Genomic DNA, 13,835 nt, shown 5'->3' on the forward strand with positions numbered 1-13,835 from the left:
GTGTGGCATTGGGATTCGGACGGCCGACTGCTCGCTACCTACACCCTGATGGATCACGAACCTGCCGAGCACGGCGTCAACGGGATCACTCTCGACGGKGACGGCCGGGTGTACGCCCTCGACTACTCGGGTGCCCGGGCAGTGCGGATCGATCCCGCGACCGGAACGCAATCGGTTTACGCGACATTCGCGAATCTGCCGACATGCACTGGGGCCGCAGGTGTGCCCTGCGAACCGTCGCCCATCGACCGGCCGGCCTGGCCGAACTGGGCCACGTTCGCCCCCGACGGATCCATGTACGTGAGCGATCTGAACCAGGCCACCATCTGGAAGGTGCCTGCGGGTGGTGGGGGAGCCGAGATCTGGTATCAGAATGCCGATTTCGCATCGATCTACAGTGTCAACGGTATGCAGTTCGACGCTGCCGGACGACTGAATTTCGTGGTGACCATGTCGCTGACCTCGGATGTCAGCGCGATCGGCCGTGGCGTCGTCTACCGAATTGCGCTCGACTCCAATGGTTCACCCGGTCCGTTGGAGCGCGTGGCGGTTGTCGCGCAGGGTGACGGTATGGCCATCGGAACGAGCGGTCGCATCTATCTGCCGATCTCGAACCCGTTCATCAATTCGATCCAGGTGGTCGACCCGAACNGTCGCGCAGGGTGACGGTATGGCCATCGGAACGAGCGGTCGCATCTATCTGCCGATCTCGAACCCGTTCATCAATTCGATCCAGGTGGTCGACCCGAACAACGGCGCGATGGTGGCCGAGCTACCGACTCTGGTGGATCGCGTGACCCGCTCGATTCCGTACTCGACTCCCGCGTCGGTTGCGTTCCGAGGAACCTCGTTGATCGTGTCCAATCACGGCCTTCTGGCGATCGACCCACGTCAATGGGCGATCCTCGAACTCGGCGTCGGAGAGACGGGATTGCCGCTGCATTATCCGAAAGGTCTCGCCTGACATCGGTGGCTGTGCGGCAAAGCAGCGGTGAGGAGGTCGAGCGGTTGGTCACCTCGGCTAGGGGTGTGACCGTCCTATCGTGACCGAGGAGCATCGACAATTCAGCGAGCTCGACACCACCTCTGACATCGAATCGGTGACGATACGGCTTCGCTACTGGTTGGTTGCCGAGGAGTCCACATGTAAATCACGTCGCCGTGTGCCGTGCCCGCCCCCGCTGTTAGGGCCGCCACGCGGCGCGCCTTGAACCGGGCGGGTTGAATAGGACGCCGCAGACAGGGCAGGTGAGATTCAGACCCAAGGTTTTGGTGGATGAACTCCTCGAACGAGCGGAGGTAGACGGCGTTCTCGTCTTCGGCGGTGACGACGAGGTCGAGCACGTCGACATAGAAGTTGTGGGAGCGCTGGAGGTCGGTGACGACCAGTTCCATGTACGCGCAGCGCAGGACGTCCGGGGGCGTGGCCTTTGGGGTCGGCACGGGGTTGGTCGAGCGCCCGGGGCTGGTCGCTGTCGCGACGGGATCCGGCGACGAGGAGGTGAGGGTCATGTCGAGGTCCCTAGGAGATCAGTAGGTGGGGGTCAGTGGTGGTCTGCGCCGGATTTGCCAAAGGTGGGGTTGTGCACCTCGCCGAGCGTGATATGCACCAACTGGTGCTGGGTGTAGAAGTCGATGGAGCGGTGGCCGCCCTGGTGGCCGAGTCCTGATGCCTTGACACCGCCGAAGGAGGGGTGCGGAGGTCACGGACGTTGTTCGAGTTCAGCCAGACCATCCCGGCATCGATCGCCTGGGCGAAGTTGTGCGGCCGCTTGAGGTCGTTGGTCCAGAAGTACGCAGCCAGACCGTATTTGACTCAGTTGGCCAGTGCGAGTGCTTCGTCGTCGGTGTCGAACGGGGTGATGGCCACGGCGGGCCCGAAGATCTCCTCCTGGAAGATTCGGGCGTCCGGTGCGACATCGGCGAAGACGGTGGGGGTGAGGAAGTTGCCCTGCTCGAAACCGTCGGCCCGGCCGCCACCCGCCACGAGACGCGCCTCGGACTTGCCGATCTCGATGTAGCTCATGACCTTGTCGTAGTGCTCGGGGTGCACGAGGGCGATTATGAAGACTGCAGCCGCCCTAGTTACACCTGGGGAAAGTGGGCGGATCCGTCAGCTCTTGTTGCTGGACAGCACATCAGGACTACAACATCTTCCTGCCTGTCGGAGCAAAACGCGCCAGGGCTCAGGTGTCAAGGACATGTCCGGCAGGATGCACGCGACCTTCATCGCGGCCGGTCGGCTTGCCTCATTACCGCAGTGTGCTTATTGCCAGGCGCTGTTCTCGCCGAGCCCTTTCCCGAAATCTGCTCGCGGGTGGCGCGGATTGGCAGCCGACACGCGGGAAGGTAGTCTCCGTTTCGGCGACGAAGGAACTTACGATGCGCGCAGAGTCCAGTCCCCCCCCCCCCCCCAAGCGCGGAACCGATCGCATTGACTCAAGGTCGCGCAGGAGTGGGGCCGGGGACGCTGTACCGGCACTTTCCGAGCCGTGAAGCGCTGATCGCGGCCTTACTTCAGGCTCGGTACGACGAATTGTTCGCCCGTCGCGACGCGATCGAAGGTGAGAAACAATTGCTGGCCGCGCCCTGAAGCAGTGGCTCGATGCGATTTACCAGTACGCGACCGCGTTCGACGGGCTTCCCGATCGCTCCGCGATGCATTTTCCGAGGAGTCGTCGCCGCTGGAGACTACATGCGAGAACTTCATCACGGCACCGGACGCCTTTCTGTCAGCCGCTCAACGCGACCACCGTGCGCACCCTTGGGTCCGTGGCCGCGACCTGTTCCTGGGCGTTCTCGAAACGGCATGGGTCAGCAGCAAAGCTCTCATTGATGACTCTTCGGTCACGGTCCTACGCGCCGTTCAGCACGCGGGCTGGACCACTACCGCCAACTGACCAGCGAGCCGAAAGGCTTCCGATTGCCTGAAGGTCTACTCCGGAGAACACGCATGCGCCAGGGGGGTGATGTTCCCGACGGGGCCGCTGCACACCGCTTCCATTTGTGTGTGCAACTGCAGCGAATTGACCTGCCGGACAGCGTCATTGCAAAACGGAGTTCAACTCCGAATTCTCGGGTCCGTTTGCCCCGGACCGAACTCCGCCGGCGGGCCACGCCACGCGACACCCGTCCTGTAGCGATCGACCACCTGGCGGTTGCTCCCGAACGCCCGCCCACACAGGCACCGACGACGGCAACGACGGTTCGATCATGTCCCGCTAAGCATCACCGAGCATCGTGATCCTTGATAAACCGAACATTCTTCAGTACAACCACATCCAGATCTGGCAGACACACCCTAGGCGTTGCATCCAGTGGCAGGAATACCGTCCAGCCTGCTGTGCAACCAGTTGACAGCATCGGTCGAGCCCTGGAGCAACGTCGCGAAGTGGCTACTCGGATATGAACGGAACGTTACGGAAGCTCCTGCCTCGCAATAGGTTCGATTCAAAGCTTCGACCGGCTCGAAAGGTAGCAGTTCATCCTGCTCGCCGTGGAAGATGTACATCGGTACGGCGGGAACCTCGGCACCTAGGTTGTTCTCTTCGAGTCGTGCGAGCCACGATGGATCAGTGAGCGGGTTTCGAGTGGTGAATCGATCGATCGTGCTGAACGCTTCCCGAGGGACCGCCTCGTAGAAGCAGGTGGTGAGCAGTGCGGGTAGTCGCTCACGGCCCCGGTCGCTGAGGTAGTCCGACAGCCGCAATTCTGGGTAGGCGGTGTCGAGGCCGACCGCGGTGTGGAGCATGAATGCCGCAAACGGGTGGCCGTTGAGCTGCGCGGCGGCTTTGCCGAGATCGGCGGCCATACCGCCGGACACAACGCCCGCAATCCGCAGCTCGGGTGCATAGGAGGGTTGAAGTTGCGCGGCCCAGGCCGTTGTTGCACCGCCCTCGGAATAGCCCGTCAGCCCGACTGGTGCATCGGCGCGCACTGCTGACGGAAATGAAAGAGCCGCCCTGACCGCGTCGAGCATTACTCTGCCAGCGCTTTGGCCGACCATGTACGTCGGTAAGCCCGGGGTTCCGAGACCTTGCCCGTCCGACACGACCACGGCGGAGCCTCGCCGCAGGTGTTCGATAGCAGCGGGTACCTCCGGATCGGCCATACGAGGATATGTCTGAGAGGGTGCGCATTGGTCCCCCAATCCCACTGAGCCATGCCCCATTCCGATCAACCTAATGCCACCTGTTGCAGGCGCGAGGAGGAGTCCGCTCGAGGTGATGGGGTTGCCCCGCACGTCCGTCGACGAGTAGAGCAGACGCCACGCGTTCACCGGCGCTCCCAGAGCAGCGGTGAATCCGGGTACATCCACGGGCGTGGCGGATTCGATCCGTCCAGGGCCTCGATCCTCGACGGTCGAGGTGGGCTGCGCAACCGCCGACGCGCTTCCTACGAACAACAGGCCGGCGGCACACAGGCCGCTGGCAATTCCGAAACAGAGTTTTCTTAACTTCATCGAACGCTCCTGACTACAGGTGAAGTGACTACGATCGTAGTATTCATACACTAAAGCGATGAGCAGAGTCAGCGATTCCCTGTCATCCGAGCGGCGTCGGAAGATTGCCTTCGGTGCCGTCGATCTGTTGGCAACGGAGGGTGCCCACGGGTTGACGCATCGACGATTGGATCGATCGTTGAACCTGCCGGAGGGTTCGAGCTCGAATGTCTTCTCCCGCCGCATGGACTTGCTTCGAGCCGCTGTGGACGCACTTGTCGTGCATGAGGAAGCGGTGCTCGACCCGGTCTTGAAAGAACGACCCGACATGCCTTGGGATGCCGAGACATCGGCAACCGTCTTGACCGATGTGCTGCTTGCTTGGTTGCTCCCGGACAATCGACGGTACCTGTTGGCCCGATACACGTTGTTGCTGGAGGCGACCCGTCAGCAGGAACTGGCAACGGTGATGAGGGCGGCCCGAAACCGCTTCATCGCGCTGGCCGATCTGCTATGCGCCGGAACTGCCGGAGCCCATACAAATTCGGACATGGCGATGCAGCTGGTCGCGTATGCGGACGGCGTCCTCATGGCGCACTTGATCGACGAGTCCACTGCGCCGTCGGCAGACCGAATTCGGCACGGAATACGAGCCCTGTTCGATACGTAGACGTCGATCGCAATGTCGCGCACTGCTTCGCGACTCTCCGAGACGATGTCGGTGGTGAAGGCTGAGACGGGCTCGGGACCGCCTACGAAATATTCTGGTACGGAGATGATCGATGGCCGGGCCGGGGTGAAAGTGGCCCGTTGGACTCATCTGTTGTACTCCTGTGGAACGGCTGCAGCCGATGGACGGCTGGTTTCGATGTGGGGATCGGCGTCGGCGCTCGAGATGGAGCGACTGTCGAGGTGCCCTCTGCCCCATTTGCTATCGGTCCCGGCCTGAGAAGCCAAAATCCCTGCACCGAAATCCTTGTCGAAGTCGCGCAGGACTGCGTGCGGATGATTTCCGCCCCCATCGCGTTGACCGCTTCGATCAAGAACTTCTCGTTTTGGACCGAAAGTAGTGTGGCGCACGGCGCTTCTGAGCACCGACCCAGGCGAAGTAGATGCCATCGATTCCCTCGTCCCGCAATCCGCGCCGATGACGGTCCGAGGCCTCCAGGGGAAGTCGATCAAGGTAGCAGTCGACCAACGACAGCAGGATCTGCTGCTGGTCCTCGGTCAACTCCCCGCCGCCGATTCCCGACGGGTCCTCTCGCATGAACTTGAGCGCGACCCTGTCGGCGTCGGTGATGGAGTACCCGGGCATTCCGAGGTCGTAGTGGTCGGGGTGTTCGAACGCCCCGACCTTCGGAACTTGACGAGTGACAAAATCCGCTGGTGCGACGGCGTGGAGACCGCGTGAGCGCGCTGGCCTTCGTCCAAAGCCGCAAGCAGATCGAAGCCTATGCCTTCGTCGTCCGCGAGTGGTTTGAGGACGCCGTCGTACTCCGTCGGTTGCGCTTCCAAGGCGAAGTCGAGCGACATGCCGTATTTGCAGGCGATCGCCGTCAACGCGGACGGCGCGATCGTAGACGAGGTTCACGGACGTCACCGGTCCTTCCATACCGCCACCGGGGCCGCCGAACACCAGGGTTTACCGCATCTCGCCAGCCCGTACCACCCATCCCTTCCCTGCGTCACGCTCGACGTGCGAGCGCACCTTTACGAGAAATGAATGACCGACCATCTCTTCCGGCAAATTGGGCAGGGTCGATCATATGGAAACGGCTTCCTGAGCGAGCGGCGTCCACACCTGTTGTCGTGCGCGAGAACTCAGCAACTGCGACGCCCGACGGGCACCGTAAGCATCTCACCGTCCACCAGGCGTCCCCAGACCGGGACGAAGTGTTCTTGTTCTATCGACAGTTCACTTAAGCTGTGGTTTGCCACAACTTGTGTTCTCGGTCTTCGAGTGCATCGATGGCGGCGGCCGTCAGACTCTTCACGATGTGTTGACGCATGAGATCTGCAGCCCCCTGCGCGTCCTGTGCGACGATGAGTTCGAGTATTCGGAAGTGTTCCTGGTGGTCGACGGTGCGTGGTTCGGCACCGGGTGGCAGTTCGAGCCCGATGCGTCGATAGCGGTCGGATTTGTCCCACAGGTCATCGAGCAGGCGGATCAGGACGTCGTTGTGCGACGCCAGGTACAGCGCGCGATGGAAATCTCGGTGCGCACGCAACGCGTCCTCGCCCCACTTCTGCGTGACCGGCAGTAGCCTTCCCGCGGCCGCACGCATGTCTTCGATGTCTTCGTCTGTTCGCCGATCGGCAGCCAACTCGACAGCTGTTGGATCCAGCGACAGCCGAACCTCGAACAGCTGACGCGCTTCCGCTGCGCTCATGGGCGCAATTCGCACGTTCTTGTGATTGTCGAGCTCGATGAGCCCCTCGCTACTGAGTCGTCGTACCGCTTCGCGGATCGGGGTGATGCTCATGTGCAGCCGGTCGGCGAGCTCGTATTGCGCCAGTTTCGATCCGGCGTCGAGAGTGCCCATCAGGATCATGGCGCGCAGCTCGGCGTAGGCGACTTCACCTTTGCTGGAGAAGACATTGGTAGGAGCGGTCACTGCTGGACCTGCCTCTCCGCTATGGGCACACCCTGTCGGGGCTGCTCCTGGTCCGGGTTGTCGATCACTGACCCTACACCCACACCCCATAGTTCTTATAAGATACCTCGCCAGCATTTCGCATCTTATAAGTAGGGGTTGTGTTCGCCGTCACTCTGGGCTACCGTCGTTTACACCTTATAAGATATGAGAGAGGCACCTATGAAGATCATCTCCGTTCACGAGGGCATTGTCCCGATCAGCTCCTCGATCCGAAACGCGTGGATCGACTTTTCCAAGATGGACTGCTCGATCGTGGCAGTCGTCAGTGACGTCATGCGCGACGGCGAACCGGTCGTGGGCTACGGCTTCAACTCGAACGGGCGCTACAGCGCCGGCGAGATCCTCCGCCGTCGTGTCATCCCCCGCCTGCTCGACGCGGCACCCGACGCCCTGCTCGACGCCGAAGGCGAGCTGGACCCCACCCTCGCGTGGGACTTCATGATGAGCAACGAGAAGCCGGGCGGACACGGAGAACGCTCCGTCGCAGTGGGTGTCGTCGACATGGCCCTGTTCGACCTCGCGTCGAAGATCGCCGAAAAGCCGCTCTACCGGTGGCTCTCGGACAAGCACGGCGACGGACAGCCCGATGACTCGGTGTTCGTCTACGCCGCAGGCGGCTACTACGCGCCCGGCAAGACCCTCGCCGACTTGCAGGACGAGATGCGCGGTTTCCTCGACCAGGGCTACAACGTGGTGAAGATGAAGATCGGCGGTGCCGATCTCGCCGAAGACCTGAAGCGCATCGAGGCCGTACTCGAAGTGCTCGGCGGCGACGGGCAGCGCCTCGCGGTCGATGTGAACGGAAAGTTCGATCTGGCTACCGCTCTCGAATACGGCGCGGCCATCGAGCAGTACAACCTGTTCTGGTACGAGGAGGTCGGTGATCCCCTCGACTACCGTCTCAATGCCGTTCTGTCCGAGAACTATTCCGGACGCATCGCAACCGGTGAGAACCTGTTCTCGCTGCAGGATGCACGCAATCTTGTCCGCTATGCCGGGATGCGCCCGGACCGCGACATCATCCAGGTCGACCCCGCGCTGAGCTATGGACTCACCGAATACCTGCGAATCCAGAAGATGCTCAAAGACCACGGCTGGTCTTCACGCCAGTGCATTCCGCATGGCGGACACCAGTTCTCGCTGCACATCGCAGCAGCGCTCAAGCTCGGTGGCAACGAGTCCTACCCCGGCGAATTCCAGCCAACCGGCGGATTCGCCGACGGGGCAGTGGTCGAGAACAGCCGCGTCGGCCTCACCGAGACCCCCGGCATCGGATTCGAGGGCAAGGCAAAGTTCTACGAGGTACTCCGCAAACTTTACTGACCGAACCTGGCTCCACATCGCGGCAGAGCTACTCCGGCAAGACCATAGCTTTGGGTAGCTCTGCCAGCACACCAAAAATCGTTGTCTCGCTGGAACTTCGATCGAATTCCAACGAAGCTGCGGCGCGTACCGCGACAAGATTGCTGCCTGCAGGCCTCTATCGACGACTGCAGGCAAACAAGGGGCGAAGAGTGCTGGCGGTTCAGACCCCCTTCCGAACCACGAACTATTTCGATACAGGCCAAGGAGTGCCGCGACCGTGGGAACAATCCTCATCACCACCGACTATCTCGCGCCCGGCGATCAGGTGGACGACTTGCTACGGGCCGCCGGTCATCGAACAGTGCACAGTCCGGCGATCGGTCGGCGTCCCGAGGGCGAGATGGCTGATCTGCTGCTCTCTGCCGACGCGGCGCTGATTGCCGGCGAATCGGTCACTGCTCAGATGCTCGAAACAGCGACATCGCTACGCGTCATCGCGCGCAGCGGCGTGGGATACGACTCGATCGACGTCGCTGCAGCGACTGCCCGAGGGATTGTTGTGTGCAACACCCCCGGTGCCAACAAGAATGCCGTCGCAGAAATGACCATGGCCCTGTTGCTGATGTGCGCCAAGCGCATCGGTGAAACTGTGGACGGCGTCAAGAACGGCACCTGGCCCCGACACGACACCCGAGAACTTCGAGGTGCCACCCTGGGCGTCATCGGGCTGGGGCCCAGTGGTCGAGCAGTGGTCGAATTGGCGCGGGCATTCGGCATGTCCGTTCTGGTTTCTACTGGCCACCCTGCCTCCGACCTCGACGTCGACTACGTCGCCAAAGACGATCTCCTGACGCAATCGGATTTCGTCACATTGCATGCACGAGCGCAGTCCGCCGGTGCGCCGATCATCGACCGAGAAAGCCTTGCGGCGATGAAGTCGTCGGCGTACCTGATCAATACAGCTCGCGGTTCGCTCGTCGACGAACCCGCACTCATCAACGCTCTACGGTGCGGCGACATTGCGGGTGCCGGGCTCGACGTGTTCGCCCGCGAACCCGTCGACGTCGACAACCCCCTCCTGAAGATGCCCAATGTCGTGTCGCTCTCACATCTGGCGGGTCAAACCCGGGAAGCACGCGCCGAAGCAAGCCTTGCCGCCGCACGCGACATCGTCGCAGTGTTGGATGACCGGCACCCACAAAGCGCGGTCAACACCGTCGAGACGGCAGCGAGGTGATTCGAAGCCGATCGCAGCCTTGACATTCAGCGTGAACGGCGTGCGAAGACCTAGCCGTCGGCAGCTTCCTCAATCTTCGTGGGCTGCCGCACAATAGATAGCTCGGTGTCTTCCGTGCCGGAATGAACTGCTCTGGTCCGACGATGCCCGTGGTGCGCGTGTGAGTATCAAGAACGCACATGCGTACACCTTGGACACTGGAATTGTAAGAGATCGGTCATTGAAAAAATTGGCCCACCGACAACACCGCAGCCATCTCCGGGCCGGATGAATCTTTGCGGAGACGTTCCGCATCGGCTGTGGCAAGTCCATGTCCTGCTTAACGTTGCGTGCAGCGTTCATAAATGCAGTTTCGTGCTCTACATCCACCGGACCGTGTTTCGAGTGCCGCTCGCGAACGCTTCGGTGAATGAAAGCAACCACCTAGAAGGGTAGAACATGTCAGCGTATTCCGCGAAACGGGTCTGGGACGAACTCTGGGAGTCCCATCGGCAAATCAAGAGATTCGTACTGTTCTCCGTCGGTCGGGGCTCCTACAGTTCCGAACCGGTCGGGGCGCGGTCGGGTGGAAGCTCGCCGGCGTCGATGTATCGACCGGATCGACCTCGCAGTGAGGAGCAAGCGCCGAAGAGCGGGCCTCCCGGCGGCTACACCACTGCTCGGCTGGTCGGCCTCGCTCTGGGTCCGCTCCTGTTCGTGTTGACCCTGCTGTTGTTCCGGTCGGAGGGCCTTTCATCAGGAGGCGTCGCTGTTCTGGCCTCCACGTTGTGGATCGCAACATGGTGGATTACCGAGGTCGTGCCGATTCCGGTGACCTCACTGCTGCCTGTGGTGCTACTTCCTCTCACCGGAGCGGTCGATGGAGACCTTGTTGTCTCCGCGTACGGCAACGACATCATTTTTCTGTTCCTCGGCGGCTTTTCTCTGGCCATCGCCATGGAGAAATGGAACCTCCACAAACGGATCGCACTGACCATCGTCGCGATGATCGGTACGAGCCCACGACGGATCATCCTCGGCTTCATGGTTGCCACCTCCTTCCTCTCCATGTGGGTTTCCAATACCGCGGCAACAATGATGATGATTCCTGTCGGCCTCGCAGTCGCTTACCAAGCTGCACAGGCCCTCAAAGACGGTGAATACGTCGATGAGATACCGAAGTTCGAGAAGTGCATCGTCTTCGCCATCGGTTATTCCGCGACCATCGGGGGACTCGGCACACTCATCGGCACTCCCCCGCTGGCTGTTCTTGCCGCTGTTTCCGGGGAACTGTTCGGGCAGACCATCAGCTTCGGTGCATGGATGCTTATCGGCGTTCCGATCGTCGTTGTACTTCTTGCCTTCACCTGGTTCTATCTGACCTTTGTCGTGTACCGTTTCGGGTTTGCCGAACTCCCGGGCGGCAAAGATGTGATCCTGCAGGAAAAATCACTGCTCGGAAGACTCTCCACCGAAGAAAAAGTAGTTCTCGCCGTCTTCGTCAGTACGGCGTTCATGTGGATCACTCGCGGGTTCATTTGGGATGACCTGTTGCCCGGTATCAGCGATGGAATGATCGCAGTCACCGCGGCCATCGTGTTGTTCATGATGCCCACACGCAGCAACAGCGGCGAAACGCGGATCCTGCAATGGGAGGACTCCAAGAAGATCCCGTGGGGAATTCTGCTGCTGTTCGGCGGCGGGTTGGCCATCGCTGCAGGGTTCATCGACACCGGGCTCTCGGAGTGGGTCGGGGACCAGCTACTGGTGCTCGACGGCCTCAACATCGTGCTCGTAGTGATCGTCGCGGCGGCGCTAGTTCTTTTCTTGACGGAGATCACCTCGAACGCTGCAACGGCGACCATGATTCTTCCCGTCATGGCAGCCTTTGCTCTGGCTTTGGGTGTCCACCCCTACTTGCTGATGGTGCCCACCGCGATGGCCGCGAACTGCGCTTTCATGTTGCCCGTGGGCACACCCCCGAACGCAGTCATGTTCGGAACCGGGAAAATCGCCATCATGGACATGGTGCGAATCGGGTTCTGGATCAACCTCGCTGCGCTTTTCCTCCTCGTGGCCGCAACGTTCTTCTTCTTACCTCACGCCTGGGGAATCGACCTGTTCACCGCGCCACCCGAGTTCCAATAGCAGGCTCCGATGGTCCAACTGCTCGACGACCCGGATGCTCGGTGATCCCGCTCGCGTGGAGCGTGTGAACCGGAAAGTCCGATAGACCGATCACGGCCGACCGGTGGCACATAGCTGGACAGCGGAGGCAATCGGGCAGTCTCGCTGGAGGATTCACCGAGATCGGATCGGTGGCTCCAGTGAGACTGCCTGTCTGGGCAAACCAATCAGCACGAACCAAGCGCGTGTCACATCTCGACAACGTCCAACGGGAACGCTTCGTCGGCAACGTGGTGGCGGTCGTCGAAATAGCCTGCGTGCAAACAGGATCGAGTTCCCGGATGCTCCGAGTGCATCGGAGCGTCAATCCAACCGGCCACCGGCCTCCGACTCGGCCACATCTCGCGGCAGGCCCAACTCCTCGGTTACCAACCGATTCAGAGAAAGGTTAGTCAGTGCGCAACGATTTCGGGTTAATCGCACTGCCCCGGCCGACAGCTGACGTATGGGATTGGCAACTAAAAGCCGGGTGCCGCGACCACAGCACTCGAACGTTCTTCCCGCCGCACGGTCTCAGGGGACGTTCTCGCGCACGGGCCGAAGAAGTGGCAAAACGAATCTGCCAGCCCTGCCCCGTACGCGATCAATGCCTCCGCTATGCACTCGACAGCGGTGAACCGTATGGGGTGTGGGGAGGCTTGACCCCGATCGAACGGTTTCGGCTGCGTAGCCCGTCCCAGTCGACCTCACCCGTGGAACGCGCGGAAGAACCCAACACCCAGAGCCAAAATGTCCGTCCGTTTGCACCGCACTCGATCGGAATGCCGCGCAAGCCCTATCTGAGGCCAGCGCGTGACCGAAGCGCCGTACAGCGCTGAATGAGCAGGAGCCGGTCGAGGCGCGTCAACAGCACGACGTGCATCGCCCAGTGCGAGCGTCACCAGACAGTGGAGGTGATCGCAATCAAGACAGGCACGGAGAAAATCACACGATCCCGACGCGCATCCGTGTGTGTCCGGTCGTCTGGATCGCGTGGGAAGTCGCTCGTGAGGTACGAGTTGCGCGCCAAACGCCGGCCCTGATCGTCTAGTCCGGACCGCATGTCTCGACCACGCTCGCGGCTCTAAGGCATATGTGGACGAACCCGACCCAGTCCGGCCGTACTGGAACCCAACGCGATCCCGACGAGAGAGACCGGTAACCGAAGCAGTAACTGAATCGTGAATGTACCCGCACTCCCTCGTATCGAGTGCGGGTACATTTGTTGAGGCATTGGACGACAGGACTATCCGGCGGTCACCACGTTGCGGACGGAGCCGATGCCATCGATACTCACTTCGATTGTCTGGCCTTCCGTCAGGTACACGCGAGGTGTTCTGTTGTGGCCGTTGCCGGCTGGCGTTCCGGTGAGAATCACGTCACCGACCTCGAGAGTCATGAACGTCGAGATGAGTGAGATCAATTTCGGCACCGAGAAAATCATCTGGTCGATGCATCCGTCCTGCACCAGAACGCCGTCGATCATCGTACGAATCCGCGCATCGGGCGAAATGTCCTCGTATGGAACAATCCACGGTCCCAACGGAGTGGTGGAATCCCAGGCTTTGCCCTGCAGCCACTGTGCGCTCAAACTTTGGAAGTCACGCACGGTCACATCATTGGTGACCGTGCAACCGAGAACATGATCGATCGCGCTCGATTCCGGGATACGCCGCCCGCGGCGACCGATCACGATCGCCAACTCGCCTTCGGCATCCACCGCCACCGACTCCGAGGGCATCTCGATCGGATCGTATGCGCCGATCAGACAGGACACGAATTTCGTGAAGAAGACCGGGTAGGCGGGGGCTGCAACGCCGACGGGGAGGGCATCGTAATAGTTCATGCCCACGCCGATGATCCTCGATGTGTCGGTAACCGGGGGAAGCAGCCTGACATCGGCTGTGGGAACAGATCGGCTGTGTTCGGGTTGTGGCGAGCCGCGACGCAGATCGCCTACCGAACCTGCATCGAGTGGGAAGATCGTCGTGTCTCGACGCCACCCGACCGATACCTCGCCGCTGTATTCGTAACGAGCGTAAGCCATTTC

11 protein-coding genes and 2 pseudogenes are annotated in these 13,835 nt (G+C 61.2%); 7 read left to right on the forward strand and 6 right to left on the reverse strand.

Annotated elements, in window-relative coordinates:
* Positions 1-651: SMP-30/gluconolactonase/LRE family protein (locus tag ASG84_RS27795; RefSeq protein WP_235581700.1), on the forward strand; the 651-nt coding region annotated here is incomplete at both ends.
* Between the two features lie 612 nt (positions 652-1,263).
* Here ASG84_RS27795 and ASG84_RS28640 read toward each other — a convergent pair.
* Both ASG84_RS28640 and ASG84_RS16770 read right to left on the reverse strand, forming a co-directional pair.
* Positions 1,264-1,512, reverse strand: a pseudogene (locus ASG84_RS28640) (3,4-dihydroxyphenylacetate 2,3-dioxygenase); the annotation flags it as partial.
* A 32-nt stretch (positions 1,513-1,544) separates the two neighbouring features.
* Positions 1,545-2,059, reverse strand: a pseudogene (locus ASG84_RS16770) (aldehyde dehydrogenase family protein); the annotation flags it as partial.
* A 375-nt stretch (positions 2,060-2,434) separates the two neighbouring features.
* On the opposite strand from ASG84_RS16770, the gene ASG84_RS28240 reads away from it, so the two are divergent.
* Positions 2,435-2,593, forward strand: a complete 159-nt coding sequence (locus ASG84_RS28240) for a TetR/AcrR family transcriptional regulator (RefSeq protein ID WP_235581701.1) — start codon at positions 2,435-2,437, stop codon at positions 2,591-2,593.
* Positions 2,594-3,301: 708 nt separating this feature from the next.
* Here ASG84_RS28240 and ASG84_RS27060 read toward each other — a convergent pair.
* Positions 3,302-4,462 (reverse strand): lipase family protein, encoded by a 1,161-nt coding sequence (locus tag ASG84_RS27060; protein WP_162248354.1) that lies wholly within the window; start codon positions 4,460-4,462, stop codon positions 3,302-3,304.
* Positions 4,463-4,520: 58 nt separating this feature from the next.
* On the opposite strand from ASG84_RS27060, the gene ASG84_RS27800 reads away from it, so the two are divergent.
* Positions 4,521-5,111 (forward strand): TetR/AcrR family transcriptional regulator, encoded by a 591-nt coding sequence (locus ASG84_RS27800; protein WP_057478180.1) that lies wholly within the window; start codon positions 4,521-4,523, stop codon positions 5,109-5,111.
* A 369-nt stretch (positions 5,112-5,480) separates the two neighbouring features.
* On the opposite strand, the gene ASG84_RS28245 is transcribed toward ASG84_RS27800, so the two are convergent.
* Positions 5,481-5,756 (reverse strand): DUF3500 domain-containing protein, encoded by a 276-nt coding sequence (locus tag ASG84_RS28245; RefSeq protein ID WP_235581702.1) that lies wholly within the window; start codon positions 5,754-5,756, stop codon positions 5,481-5,483.
* A gap of 604 nt (positions 5,757-6,360) precedes the next feature.
* Positions 6,361-7,056 carry a GntR family transcriptional regulator gene (locus tag ASG84_RS16800; protein WP_082521050.1) on the reverse strand — a complete coding sequence of 232 codons (696 nt, stop codon included), beginning with the start codon at positions 7,054-7,056 and terminating at the stop codon, positions 6,361-6,363.
* 201 nt (positions 7,057-7,257) lie between these two features.
* Between ASG84_RS16800 and ASG84_RS16805 the strand changes: the two genes are divergently transcribed.
* The 4 genes from ASG84_RS16805 to ASG84_RS28645 all read left to right on the forward strand — a co-directional run bounded on the left by ASG84_RS16805 (position 7,258) and on the right by ASG84_RS28645 (position 12,624).
* On the forward strand, positions 7,258-8,421 hold the full coding sequence (locus tag ASG84_RS16805; protein ID WP_057478182.1) for a mandelate racemase/muconate lactonizing enzyme family protein: 1,164 nt from the start codon (positions 7,258-7,260) through the stop codon (positions 8,419-8,421).
* Positions 8,422-8,680: 259 nt separating this feature from the next.
* On the forward strand, positions 8,681-9,640 hold the full coding sequence (locus ASG84_RS16810; RefSeq protein WP_057478183.1) for a phosphoglycerate dehydrogenase: 960 nt from the start codon (positions 8,681-8,683) through the stop codon (positions 9,638-9,640).
* Between the two features lie 585 nt (positions 9,641-10,225).
* A complete protein-coding gene (locus ASG84_RS16815) occupies positions 10,226-11,767 on the forward strand; it encodes an SLC13 family permease (RefSeq protein ID WP_235581703.1) in 1,542 nt (513 codons plus the stop codon).
* A gap of 434 nt (positions 11,768-12,201) precedes the next feature.
* Positions 12,202-12,624: a WhiB family transcriptional regulator gene (locus tag ASG84_RS28645; protein ID WP_327213083.1), complete on the forward strand. Its 423-nt coding sequence runs from the start codon at positions 12,202-12,204 to the stop codon at positions 12,622-12,624.
* 407 nt (positions 12,625-13,031) lie between these two features.
* Here ASG84_RS28645 and ASG84_RS16820 read toward each other — a convergent pair whose 3' ends face one another.
* Entirely contained in the window at positions 13,032-13,832 is an 801-nt protein-coding gene (locus ASG84_RS16820; RefSeq protein WP_057478185.1) for a fumarylacetoacetate hydrolase family protein, read from the reverse strand.
* Positions 13,833-13,835: the final 3 nt, after the last annotated feature.

It is taken from the genome of Rhodococcus sp. Leaf278, assembly GCF_001426085.1.
Lineage (GTDB): Bacteria > Actinomycetota > Actinomycetes > Mycobacteriales > Mycobacteriaceae > Rhodococcoides.

What these genes read in the sequence shown, in the direction of transcription:
- ASG84_RS27060 (WP_162248354.1), bottom strand. Translation starts at nt 4,462, where the DNA reads ATGAAGTTAAGAAAACTCTGTTTCGGAATTGCCAGCGGCCTGTGTGCC.
- ASG84_RS27800 (WP_057478180.1), top strand. Translation starts at nt 4,521, where the DNA reads ATGAGCAGAGTCAGCGATTCCCTGTCATCCGAGCGGCGTCGGAAGATT.
- ASG84_RS28245 (WP_235581702.1), bottom strand. Translation starts at nt 5,756, where the DNA reads ATGCCCGGGTACTCCATCACCGACGCCGACAGGGTCGCGCTCAAGTTC.
- ASG84_RS16805 (WP_057478182.1), top strand. Translation starts at nt 7,258, where the DNA reads ATGAAGATCATCTCCGTTCACGAGGGCATTGTCCCGATCAGCTCCTCG.
- ASG84_RS16815 (WP_235581703.1), top strand. Translation starts at nt 10,226, where the DNA reads ATGTATCGACCGGATCGACCTCGCAGTGAGGAGCAAGCGCCGAAGAGC.
- ASG84_RS16820 (WP_057478185.1), bottom strand. Translation starts at nt 13,832, where the DNA reads ATGGCTTACGCTCGTTACGAATACAGCGGCGAGGTATCGGTCGGGTGG.